This is a genomic window from Acidisoma sp. L85, assembly GCF_009765865.1.
Classification (GTDB): Bacteria; Pseudomonadota; Alphaproteobacteria; order Acetobacterales; family Acetobacteraceae; genus Acidisoma.
In genome coordinates, this window is sequence record NZ_LMUQ01000026.1 from 99266 (window position 1) to 110862 (window position 11597).

13 protein-coding genes are annotated in these 11597 nt (G+C 63.1%); 5 read left to right on the forward strand and 8 right to left on the reverse strand.

Going from position 1 to position 11597, the window contains the following annotated elements; all coding sequences use genetic code 11:
• Positions 1-5 precede the first annotated feature (5 nt).
• The 4 genes from GSQ83_RS06370 to GSQ83_RS06385 all read right to left on the reverse strand — a co-directional run bounded on the left by GSQ83_RS06370 (position 6) and on the right by GSQ83_RS06385 (position 3853).
• On the reverse strand, positions 6-431 hold the full coding sequence (locus tag GSQ83_RS06370) for an OsmC family protein (RefSeq protein WP_158802052.1): 426 nt from the start codon (positions 429-431) through the stop codon (positions 6-8).
• A gap of 78 nt (positions 432-509) precedes the next feature.
• Complete coding sequence (locus GSQ83_RS06375; RefSeq protein WP_158802053.1) at positions 510-2231, reverse strand: IlvD/Edd family dehydratase; 1722 nt, start codon at positions 2229-2231, stop codon at positions 510-512.
• 15 nt (positions 2232-2246) lie between these two features.
• Positions 2247-3059 (reverse strand): carbohydrate ABC transporter permease, encoded by an 813-nt coding sequence (locus tag GSQ83_RS06380; RefSeq protein ID WP_158802054.1) that lies wholly within the window; start codon positions 3057-3059, stop codon positions 2247-2249.
• Positions 3060-3082: 23 nt separating this feature from the next.
• Entirely contained in the window at positions 3083-3853 is a 771-nt protein-coding gene (locus GSQ83_RS06385; RefSeq protein ID WP_158802055.1) for an SDR family NAD(P)-dependent oxidoreductase, read from the reverse strand.
• Positions 3854-4007: 154 nt separating this feature from the next.
• On the opposite strand from GSQ83_RS06385, the gene GSQ83_RS06390 reads away from it, so the two are divergent.
• The 5 genes from GSQ83_RS06390 to araD1 are packed head-to-tail and all read left to right on the forward strand — an operon-like array spanning position 4008 to position 8702.
• The gene (locus tag GSQ83_RS06390) at positions 4008-5309 is read left to right on the forward strand and encodes an ABC transporter substrate-binding protein (RefSeq protein ID WP_158802056.1); all 1302 of its coding nucleotides are present in this window, start codon (positions 4008-4010) and stop codon (positions 5307-5309) included.
• A gap of 12 nt (positions 5310-5321) precedes the next feature.
• Complete coding sequence (locus GSQ83_RS06395) at positions 5322-6224, forward strand: carbohydrate ABC transporter permease (RefSeq protein WP_158802057.1); 903 nt, start codon at positions 5322-5324, stop codon at positions 6222-6224.
• Positions 6221-7000, forward strand: a complete 780-nt coding sequence (locus GSQ83_RS06400) for a FadR/GntR family transcriptional regulator (RefSeq protein ID WP_158802058.1) — start codon at positions 6221-6223, stop codon at positions 6998-7000. The genes GSQ83_RS06395 and GSQ83_RS06400 overlap by 4 nt, the downstream gene beginning before the upstream one ends.
• Entirely contained in the window at positions 6997-7659 is a 663-nt protein-coding gene (locus tag GSQ83_RS06405; RefSeq protein WP_158802059.1) for an RraA family protein, read from the forward strand. The genes GSQ83_RS06400 and GSQ83_RS06405 overlap by 4 nt, the downstream gene beginning before the upstream one ends.
• 44 nt (positions 7660-7703) lie before the next feature.
• Positions 7704-8702, forward strand: coding sequence for an AraD1 family protein (araD1, locus tag GSQ83_RS06410; RefSeq protein WP_254065526.1), 999 nt, complete (start codon positions 7704-7706; stop codon positions 8700-8702).
• A 239-nt stretch (positions 8703-8941) separates the two neighbouring features.
• On the opposite strand, the gene GSQ83_RS06415 is transcribed toward araD1, so the two are convergent.
• From GSQ83_RS06415 to GSQ83_RS06430, 4 genes are all read right to left on the reverse strand, one after another.
• A complete protein-coding gene (locus GSQ83_RS06415) occupies positions 8942-9202 on the reverse strand; it encodes a hypothetical protein (protein ID WP_158802060.1) in 261 nt (86 codons plus the stop codon).
• 105 nt (positions 9203-9307) lie between these two features.
• Positions 9308-10369, reverse strand: coding sequence for an alanine racemase (locus GSQ83_RS06420; protein ID WP_158802061.1), 1062 nt, complete (start codon positions 10367-10369; stop codon positions 9308-9310).
• 1 nt (position 10370) lies between these two features.
• Positions 10371-10751 (reverse strand): RidA family protein, encoded by a 381-nt coding sequence (locus tag GSQ83_RS06425; RefSeq protein ID WP_158802062.1) that lies wholly within the window; start codon positions 10749-10751, stop codon positions 10371-10373.
• Between the two features lie 23 nt (positions 10752-10774).
• Positions 10775-11597: amidohydrolase family protein (locus GSQ83_RS06430; protein WP_158802063.1), on the reverse strand; the 823-nt coding region annotated here is incomplete at its 5' end.

The window sequence follows — 11597 nt, forward strand, 5'->3', positions numbered from 1 at the left end:
TTGTGTCAAGAAATTAATTGCGCATCGAGCGTGATCTCGGCCTTCAGCAGCTTCGAGACCGGGCAGCCCGCCTTGGCCTTGGCGGCCAAACCCTCGAAGGTCGCCTGGTCGGTGCCGGGAATCTTGGCCTTGAGGGTGAGGTGAACGGCGGTGATGGCATAGCCGCCATCGACCTGATCCAGGGAGACCTCGGCCGTGGTTTCCATGTGTTCGGCGGTGAGCTTGGCCTCGCCCAGGATGAGGGAGAGGGCCATCGTGAAGCAGCCGGCATGGGCGCCGCCGATCAACTCCTCGGGGTTCGTTCCGGGCTTACCCTCGAAGCGGCTGGCGAAGCCGTAGGGATAAGCGCTGAGCGCGCCGCTCTTGGTCGAGATCGAGCCGACGCCGTCTTTGATGCCGCCTTTCCAGGTGGCTGAGCCTTGCGTTTTCATGAGCTTTTCCTCGTGTTTGAAGCGGTCGGCCGTCCAGCATATCCGAAGCCGGCGCGGCGTCGAGCCAGGCCAGCCCGTTCAATGTGAATTGAGTGGGACATCCGCGCCACGGCAGCCGACGAGGAAATCCAGATCCGCGCCGCGATCCGCCTGTAGGACGTGTTGGACATAGAGGCTCTGATAGCCGGTCGCCGCCGCAACGGGCGCTCGCCATTCCGCGCGGCGCCGCTCCAGTTCCGCCTCCGGCACATCCAGCACCAGGCTGCGTGCTGGCACGTCTAGCTCGATCATGTCGCCTTCGCGGACCAGGGCGAGGGGGCCACCGGCCGCCGCCTCGGGTGCGATATGCAGGACGACGGTGCCATAGGCGGTGCCGGACATGCGGGCATCCGAGATGCGCACCATATCGGTGATGCCCTGAGCAAGAAGTTTCGGCGGCAGTCCCATGTTGCCGACTTCCGCCATGCCGGGATAACCGCGCGGCCCGCAATTCCGCAGGACCATGACGCTGTCCGCATCGATATCGAGATCGGGGTCGAGAATGCGGCGCTTGTATTCCTGCGTATTGTCGAAAACCACGGCGCGGCCGCGATGCCGCATCAGCGCCGGCGTCGCGGCGGAGGGTTTCAGCACCGCGCCATCGGGCGCCAGATTGCCGCGCAGGACGGCGATGCCGCCTTCGGGTGTCAGCGGGTTGTCGAAGTCGCGGATAACCTCCGGTCCGAAGTTCTCGGCCTCGGCGACGTTTTCCCAGGTTGTCTTACCGGTGACGGTCGGCGCATCCCTCTCCAGCAACCCGTGTTCGGCGAGTGCGCGCATCACCACGGGCAGGCCGCCCGCGTAGCAGAACTCCTCCATGAGGAAGCGGCCTGACGGCTGAAGGTCCACGATCGTCGGCACGCCACGCCCGAGTTCATCCCAATCCTCTAGGTCGAGCTTCACGCCGATGCGCCCGGCAATCGCGATCAGATGCAGCACAGCATTGGTGGATCCGCCGATCGCGCCATTGACGCGGATGGCATTGCGGAAAGCCGCGGGTGTGAGGATCGAGGACAGCCGCATATCCTGCCGCACCATATCGACGATGCGGCGTCCGGTGAGCTGCGCAAGGGCGAAGCGGCGCGCATCAACGGCGGGAAGTGCGGCATTTTCCGGCAAGGCGATGCCGAGCGCTTCGACCATGCTCGCCATGGTGGAGGCGGTGCCCATGGTGTTGCAGCTTCCGGCCGAGCGGCTCATGCCGGATTCCGCGCCCATGAAATCGGCGAGAGTCATACGCCCCGCTTTCACATCCTCGCTGTAGCGCCAGATGGAAGTGCCGGAGCCAACAGTTTCGCCCCGCACGCGACCGTTCAGCATGGGGCCGCCGGACAGCACGATCGTCGGCAGATCGCATGAGGCAGCGCCCATCACCAGCGCGGGCGTCGTCTTGTCGCAGCCGACAAGCAGCACGACGCCATCGACTGGATTGCCGCGAATGGATTCCTCGACATCCATGGACGCGAGGTTGCGATACAGCATGGCGGTCGGCCGCAGATTGGACTCGCCGAGTGACATTGTCGGAAATTCGAGCGGGAAGCCGCCAGCCTCCAAAACGCCATGTTTCACGCGCTCCGCGAGGCCGCGAAGGTGGGCGTTGCAGGGCGTGAGTTCCGACCAGGTATTGCAAATTCCAATGACCGGGCGGCCATCGAATGAGTCCGCTGTGAAACCTTGATTCTTCATCCAGGTGCGATGCATGATCGCATCCTTGCTCTCGCCGCCGAACCAGGATTGCGATCTCAGGGGTTTGTTCGTCATGGCTTGGACTCCTGGCTACTTGCCGATGCCGAGCATAAGCCCGCCGATGAGGTAGCGCTGGAACAGCAGATAAGCGAGCATGGCGGGCAGGGCGCTGAGCAAAGATCCCGCGAGCAACACGGGAATATCGAGCACGCGCCCCGATTGCAGCACCGCCAGCCCCACGGTGATCGTGCGTACCGCCGGTTCCTGCAGAAAGATCAGGGCGACAAGCAGGTCGTCCCAGATTTGGATGAATTGCAGCACGGCGACGGCGAGCAGAGCCGGGGTGCTGAGTGGCAGAATGATGTTGAGGAAGATGCGCCAGTAGGACATGCCGTCGATCTGCGCGGCCTCCACCAGCTCATCCGGCACGTCGCGCATGAAGGACGTCATCAGGAATGTGCCGAAGGGAATGCCCAACGCCGCATAGGTGATGATGACGGAAATGAAGTTGTCGGACAGGCCGAAGCCCGCGAAGTTGATGAATTCCGTCAGGATGATGGACTGCATCGGAATCATCATGCTGGCGGCGACCGCGCCCAGCAGCGGACCACCGAAGCGAACCCGCAGTTTCGTTAGTGCGAAGGCGGCAAGCGAACTCACCAACAAAATGACGCCGACAGAGCCCAGTGTGATGATGGTTGAATTGATGAGCTGACGCACAACCGGCAAATGCGCGAAGAGGACGGTCCAGTTGCGCCAGGAAAACTCCGGCTCGCCGGTTGGTCCCACGACCTGCATCGCGCTGCGGCCGATGACATAGAACGGAAACAGCATCACGACCAAAACCAGCGTGAGCACAACAGAAAGCAGCCGCCGTGCTGTCGGACCCAGAAAAACGCGCATGGGCTAGGCCAGCCTGACGGGGATCAAACCCATCCGGCGTCGACAATGAAATTCTGTGCGGTACACATGCGGCTGTCGTCAGACGCAAGGAACAGCACCATAAGCGCGAGATCCGCCGGCATGAGCTTGTCCGGCAGGCACTGCCGCTCGCGGATCTGGCGCTCGCCTTCTTCGTTCAGCCAAAGATCGACCTGCCGCTTTGTCATTGCCCAGCCGGGAACGACGCAATTGACCCGGATGCGCTCAGGCCCCAGTTCCCGCGCAAGGCCGCGCACCATGCCCGCGATGCCACCCTTGGCGGTGGTATAGGCGATATAGCCAGCCTCACCAGCGAGAAAGGCGATGGAGCCGAAGCAGATGATGGAGCCGCCACCGGCCGCCTGCATCCCCGGCCGCACGGCCTGCGCCGCGAAGAACTGGTGGCGCAAATTGGTGTCCATCCGGTTCTGCCAGTATTCCTCGGTGACATCGGCGACCAGATGGCGATCGTCGTTACCCGCATTATTGACCAGCACCGTTGGCGGTCCGTTTCGCTCGGTGCCGCTGCGAACAGCGGCGCGCAAGGCATTGAGATCGGTCAGGTCGCAGGCGATGAAATTTGGCCGCTCCAAGCCCGTTTGGGCGATGCGGTCCGCCACTGCTTCCCCCGCGTCGCGCTGAAGGTCGAGGAACGTTACCCGCGCCTCCTGGGCACAGAAATGCTCGACGATGCTCTCGCCGATGCCGGAGGCGCCACCCGTCACGATGACCGAACGGCCCTTCAGGCTGGGGTAGCGCGTGTCCGTCGTTTCCATGAAAGTCCTTCGGTCCGGCGGCTTGCCGACGATTTTCGTTGACAGCGGGCGACAGTCATTAAAACATATCGTATGATTTTTCCAAGGCCGATTTGGTGGATTTGCCAGATCGATGCCGGGAAGGGCGCAACCGCTGCAGCGAAGGAGAGATCCCGTGTCTCGACATCAGGATGCCATGGCTCGCGTTCCGGCCCGGAAGCCGCGCCGCTTAAAGTCGCTTCTAGCGGCGGCAATCTTCAGCGCCGTTGGATGTCTGGGGACCGCGGCCGCTCAGGCCGGTGACATCACCATCTGGCACAATTACGGAACCGAGGTGAATGCCACAGCGCTCAATGCGCTGGTTACCGCCTTCGAGGCGAAGAACCCGGACATCAAGGTCAATGTCGTCAGCCAGCCCGCCGACAACTATTTCGCCCTGCTGACCGCCGCCTCGATCTCGCATAAGGCGCCGGATCTCGCGGTGATGTGGACGGGCCTCTTCGACCAGAAATACGCCCATCTCCTCGCCGACGTGAAGCCGCTGCTGGCTGCTTCAGATCTCGCCCAGATGAAGGGCTTGAAGTGGGCATCGGAGGATTTCGACACCAGCAAGGCGCTTTATCTGGTGCCTTTCGAGGACCAGTTCTATATCGGTTTCTACAACAAGGCGCTGTTCAAGAAAGCCGGCGTCGATGCCGTGCCGACCGATTGGTCCGAGCTTGCCGATGCCTGCACCAAACTCCGCGCCGCCGGCATCCTGCCGATGCTTTACGGCAGCGACAGCCAAGCGCTGAGTTCCGAGTTCTATCCCTTCTATGATCTGAGCTATCTCGTGGCCGGAGTTTACCCGGCGGGTGATCTGCCCGGCCTCGCCAATGGCAAGATCCCCTGGACAGATCCGAAGCTTGTCTCCCAGGTCACGAAATGGGCCAATCTGCACGCCTCGAAATGCACCAATCCTGACGTGCTGACCTCGACCGACATCCTGACCAAGTTCGATGCCGGAAAAGCCGCGATGATTATCGATGGCAACTGGAACCTGCAGCAGCTTTACGACAAGCTCGGCCCGGATCTGGGTGTTTTCCCGCTGCCCTTCTCCGATACACCGATCAAGGGCGTGGTGCAGATGCCGGGCGACGGTATTTCCGTGCTCAAATCCTCCGACAACAAGAAAGACGCCGCGGCTTTCCTCACTTTCATGATGAGCGGCGACGGTCAGAACATTCTGTCCAAGGCTGGGCTGATCCCGGCGCGCGAGGGATATAAGGCAACCAACCCGCTTTATGCCGGGCTGCTCGGTCTGTCGGATCAGGGCTACACGAAGTATCCGATGATCGACAACGTCATCCAGGGTCCGCTGGTCGATACCGGACAGAGCGTTCTCAATACTGCCTTCGCGGGTCAGACACCGGTACCGGCGGCGATGCAGAAGATGCAGCAGACCTGGGACAATCTGCCGGCTTCGGAAAAGAAGTGAGCAGGATCTGACATGACCGCGCGCTCCCTCCCCGGAGCGCGGCGGCGTGGCCATCAGCAGGGGCGCCAGTTCGCTGGGCTCCTGTTTTTGGCGCCGCTCATCCTGCTATGGGGGCTGTTCCTCATCGTCCCGATCATCGAGACGATGTATTACAGCCTCATGCAGTGGGATGGGCTGTCGGCGGTCTGGAATGGCGTCGGCAACTACCTCACGCTGCTGCACAGCGCGGATTTCGCCAATGTGCTGATCAACAACGCGCTGCTGTTGTTGTCAGTCCCCTTTGCCGTGATGGTGCCGTTCTTCATCGCATTGATTATCGCGGCGGAACCGCCAGGATGGCGCTGGGTCCGGGCGCTGATCTTTCTGCCGGCCACGCTGTCCTGGGTCGTCACGGGCATCGTCTGGCTGCGTGTTTTCTCCTCCGACGGAATGCTGAATGCCGGGCTGCGAGCGATCGGACTCGACGGGTTGCAGATGGATTTGCTCGGCAGCGTGCATACCGCGATCATCCCGATCGCACTGACCTTCGTCTGGTCGCAGATCGGGCAGAATACGCTGATCTTCCTGATCGGATTTTCGAGCATCGATGCGAGCGTGTTGGAGGCGGCGACTATCGACGGCGCAGGATTCTTCAGCGCGGTGCGGACGATCATCCTGCCGCTCATGACGCGCTTCATCATCTTCGCCACGATCATCACGCTGATCGCTGCCTTCACAGCCTTGTTCAGCCTGATCTTCGTGATGACCGGCGGCGGACCCGGTTTCAGCACGACGACGATGGAGTTCTACATCTACCGTCTCGCTTTCGGTCAGACCGATTTCGGCATGGGCGCGACCGTTGGTGTCGTGTTGCTGGTTGTGATCGCCCTTGTCTCGGTGCCACTCATGGGCCTCTATCGCCGGGCTTCCGCATGAAGGACACATCATCTTCCCTGCGTGGCCAGACATTGGTCGATCGCGTCGTGCAGCGGATCGGGCAGGACATTGTCTCGCAGCGTTTCCGGCCGGGCGTCGCCTTGCCCAATGAAACCGAATGGTGCGAGCAGCTGGGCATCAGCCGTAGCGTGCTTCGCGAGGGTTTGCGCGTGCTGGTGAGCAAGAACCTCATCACCATCCGTTCCCGCCTCGGTGGTCGCGTGCGCGAGCGGTCGGAGTGGAATCTGCTCGATCCGGATATTCTTTCGTGGCACGGCCATGGCGAGGATCAGGACGTCTTCGCGGCTGAATTATTCGAGTTGCGGCGGACTATCGAGCCTGCGGCGGCAGGACTTGCCGCTGCGCGTATCGCCGATGAGCAACTTGTCGAATTGCGGAACGCCTACGAAGCCATGGCGAGGGCGGGCGAGGACACGGTGTTGTTCTTCGAGCCGGACGGCCGTTTTCACCGCACTATTTTGGGCGCGGTCGGAAACTCGCTGTTTCTGGCGCTCGCGCAGACAGTGATGGTGGCGCTCGAAATTACCTTGCGGATGGCGCTCGATGCACCGAAGGGCCAGCAGCAGTCCCTGCCTTTGCACGAGGCGGTGCTTGTTGCCTTGGAGCGCCGCGCGCCTGAGGAAGCATCCGCCGCCATGCTGCGACTGGTCGATGCCTCGGAGCGCGACGTGGCGGAAGCCAGGGCCGCGCGGGCGGGCAAGGTGAAACTGGAAGTGGCGCGGTTGCGCCGCGCGGCGGGCGGGAGAGTCAGATGACGGATCGCGAGCATATCGCACGCATACGCGAGGACTTCTTCACAGCACTCCTTTCCGATTGTCTCGATGCAGCCGGCGAGCGCGATAAGGCGATGCCCTTCCATATCCGGCCGCTTGACGACGGCCTCGTCATGGTCGGGCGCGCACGTACCGCGGCTTTCATGGAAGTTTGGCATGTCGAGGAGGGCACCAACCCCTATGAGTTGGAAATGGATCTCGTCGACAGCCTCAGGCCGGATGAGATTCCCGTTTTTGCTTGCGGTGACTCTGGGCGTGTCGCGCCGTGGGGCGATCTGCTCTCGACCGCGGCGATGGCGCGCGGCGCGGCGGGAGCGGTCATGGATGGCTGCGTGCGTGACACGAGGGCAATCCGTAAGGCCGGCTTCCCGGTTTTTCACGGCGGCATCGCGCCGCTCGACACTAAGGGCCGCGCGCGGGTGATGGCGATCGATATTCCGATTAGCTGCGCCGGCGTGCGGGTCTGCTCGGGCGATCTGCTATTCGGCGACGCGGATGGCCTCGTGGTCATTCCCCAGCGTGTCGAGGTAGAAGTGCTGCGCGCCGCTGAGGAAAAACTGCGCGGCGAGCGAACGACCTTGGCGGAACTGCGCGAGGGCGCGTCTCTGCGCGAGGTCTTCTCCCGCTATGGAATTCTGTAACCGCGCCTTCGGGCAAGCCCCGGCCACGCTGCCAAACGGAGACCATGATGCGTCTGATACAATTCCTGAACGACGCAGGCACGCGCTGCGTCGGCGCGATCAATGGCGATGAAGCGACGGTGCGTGTGATCGATGGCTATAGCTCCGTATATGCTCTGGCCGAGGCCGCGATCGGGCGCGGCGCCAGCATCGCGGTGACGGCGCGCGGCGCGATCGGCACTGGGACCGCCGATTACGACACTCTTGTCGCTGAGCGCCGTTTGCTGCCGCCCGTCGATCATCCGGAGCCCGCGCGTTTCTGGATTACCGGCACGGGCCTCACCCATCTCGGCAGCGCCGAGGCGCGCGACAAGATGCATATCGAGCAAAATGGGCCGGAGGAGGCGATGACGGACTCCATGCGGATCTTTCGCATGGGTCTGACAGGGGGCAAGCCGGCGCCCGGGGAGATCGGTGTGCAGCCCGAATGGTTCTTCAAAGGCGTCGGCACCTGCGTCGTGCCGCCCGAGCACCCGCTGCCCATGCCGGATTTCGCGCTCGCCGGCGGGGAGGAGGCCGAGATCGTCGGGCTCTATCTGATCGACGCGGAGGGCAATCCGCGCCGCCTAGGCTATGCGCTGGGCAATGAATTTTCGGATCAGGTCACGGAGGCGCTGAATTTCCTGTATCTCGCGCATTCGAAGCTGCGGGCCTGCTCGATCGGGCCGGAGCTGAGGCTCGGCGAATTGCCTGGCGATATTCGCGGCAAGGTTCGGGTGCTGCGTGAGGATGCGCTGGTCTGGGAGGGCGACTTCTTCAGCGGCGAGGACAATATGTCGCACGCGATCCGCAATCTCGAGCACTACCATTTCCGCTACCCGATGTTCCGCCGCCCTGGCGATCTCCACGCCTATTTCTTTGGCGCCGCGATATTGAGCTGTGCTCATGGAGTGAAGACGAAGCCCGGCGACCGGTTCGAGATCGACGTCCCGGAATTCGGCAGGCCGTTGCGAAATCAGATGGAACAAGCGGCGACGGCACCGGTCGTGGTGAGCGCGCTTTAGGGCGCGACGTCATTGGCTTGAGCGGCGATCCAAACACTCGTCATGGCACGCGAAGGCGTGCCATCCACGCCTTTGCTCACCTCACGAAGGAAAGGCGTGGATGCTCGGCCTTCGCCGAGCATGACATGGTGGAATGAGACGGTTCGAAAACATCCTGCCCTAGCGTCCGCCCGGCTTTAGCACCAGGCGCTCTGGACCTCACCAAGCGAGGCGGACCCGCCTCGCTTGGTTTGTCGCGGCTAATTCTGCGGCGTGACCTTGCCCGACGTGTCGATCATGAAATTGCCCTTGGTGCCGGCGCCCATCCAGTCGCCCTTCTTGTCGGAGGTGAGGTTCGAAACGTTGGAATAGCCGGCCGCCTCGGCGGCGTAGCGCGCATGGGCTTCGTCCAGTCCCTTTGGCGCCATGGTGCCGGGAGGCGCCATGGTGTTCGTGGCGGTCTGGGCAAAGGCCGCGCTGGCGGTTCCGGTCAGCAACAGCGCTGCAAGCAGCATCTTCATGTCGTTGTTCTCCCGTGCTTTTTTAACGCGGTTGCACCGCGCGTCCGGAGAGTTTCACAAGCGCCAAGGCGTAGCAATGGTTTGCAAGCAATCGTTACCATTGTCTCAGCGCGTGAGACCTCGCGCTGCTACTGGCAGGATAGAGTCCACAACTCCCGCGCGAGCCAGCACGACATCGTTGTGAAGGTTGGTGACGACACAGACATGGTTGGGAAGCACCCGCACCCGCTCGCCCAGGGCAGGGGCACGGTCGGACCGGCTGAGATCAACCATGCCGTGTTCCTCGCTTAGCCGCTCGATGACAGCATCCGGGTAGTCGAGGAGCATGCCGTAGCCGGCGGCGACGCCGCCGCGCGGCAACAGGTCCATCGCGAGTGTCTTCGAGCCGCAATCGAGAATGGCGCGATCCGGGGACGGACGGCTGACCACCGTCGCATGAACCTCTAGAGCGCAATCATTGAGGCTCGCGGCGCCAGCTTCCAGCATCATACGGTCGTTGTAGATATAGGTGCCGACCCGCAACTCCGTGACGCCCGTGATCTCGTGGGCATGCGCGAAACCCGGCGTGCCGCCGCCGGATACCACAGCGGCCGCCATACCCTCCGCGGCAATAAGCGGGGCAATTGCCCTGAGGAATTCGGCGGTCGCCGCATTGCTTGGATAGGTCATCAGCCCGTCGAAACGAAGTGATGGCGTGTCCCGCACCTTGCGCAGCAGCGCGAGGGCGTCCTCGATCGAGGTAACACCAGTACGCTTCATGCCGCTGTCGAATTCTACCAGCACGCCGATGGGCCGCCCAGCCCGCTGTGCAGCCTCGGCGGCTGTGTCGAGCGCGAGCGGATTATCGACCGCGACCCGCATCTTGGCGCGAGCGGCGAGCGCCGCCAGCCGTGCCGCCTTGGCGGCCCCAATGAGCGGGAAAGAGATGAGGATGTCGGCGAGCCCGGCATCCGCCATCACCTCCGCCTCGCCGAGTTTCTGGCAGGTGATGCCAGTGGCGCCTGCTGCCATCTGCGCCTTCGCGAAGCGTGGCAGTTTGTGGGTTTTGATGTGGGGCCGCAGCGCCAGGCCGTGATCATCGGCATAGGCCTGCATCCGTGCGATGTTCTGCTCGACCCGATCCAGGTCGATGACAGGAACTGGCGTTTCCAGATCGGTGACGAGCATTTCAACCTGCATCGGTCAGCACTGCGATGCAATCGACCTCGACCTGTATGCCGACAAGCTGGCAGCCGACGGTTGTGCGAGCAGGCGGGGCCTCGGGAAAAAACTCAGTATAGACCTTGTTCCACTCGGCGAAGCGCGTGACATCGCTGAGATAGGCGTTGATCTTAACGACCTGGGACATGCCGCTGCCGGCACCATCCAGTATCGTGCGGAGATTGGTGAGCGTCTTGCGCACCTGCTCGGCGAAACCGTCCGGCTTCTGGCCGGTCGCGGGATCAACGGGGCCTTGGCCGGAGACAAAGACGAAGCCATTCGCCACCACGGCATGAGAGTAGTGCCCTCCCGCAGGCGCGGCGCCCGCCACCATCACTGCTTTGCGCATGCCGTCTCTCCCGCTTGAGTTGTTCATCTTGTTGCCGCGCCGCCGATAACGCGGCCAGGGCGCGCGCCGGTGACGTGGCTGTCGGCCACCACCGCCTCGCCCGCGACCCAGACATGGGTGATGCCGCTCGGTGATTGTACCGGATCCTCGAAAGTCGCACGGTCCGTCACGGACTCCTCGAACAGCACGAGGTCGGCGGTCATGCCGGCGCGGACTACCCCGCGATCGGTCAGGCCAAAACGTTGTGCCGCGACGGAGGTCATGCGGCGCACCGCATCCTCCAGCGTGTACCAATGGGCGTCGCGGCGCAGCGGGCCGAGGATGCGCGGGAAGGTACCGAAAGCACGGGGGTGGGGCCGCGTGCCGGGGCGTGGCAAACCGTCCGAACCGACCATGTGCAGCCGATGGCAGCAAGCGGTGCGGAGGTCGGTCTCGTCCTGCTGGAACATGACGATGGCGGTCTGGCCATCATCCTCCTCCACCAGCCGCGCCAGAAGATCGAAGGGCGTGATGCCGAGGTTGAGGGCGGCGGCGTCCATGCGCTGGCCCTCCAAAGCCTTGAGGGATGGATTGCCGACGCCCGAGATCAGCACATTACCCCAGCCGATCAGCGCGATTTTGGATTGGGCATGGGCATCTCCGCTGCCCTCTTCGACCCATTTTCGCAATTCGGCGCGGGCCTGCGCATCGGCGAGGCGGGATTGCAGTTGTGCCACACCGCCTTCCAGCGCCCAGGGCGGCAGAAGCTGCAGCACATAGCTGCTGCCGGCGGGATAGGGATACATGTCGAAGCTGATATCGATGCCCTCGGTCCGTGCCGCTTCCAGAAGCGCCAATGCGGCGGGG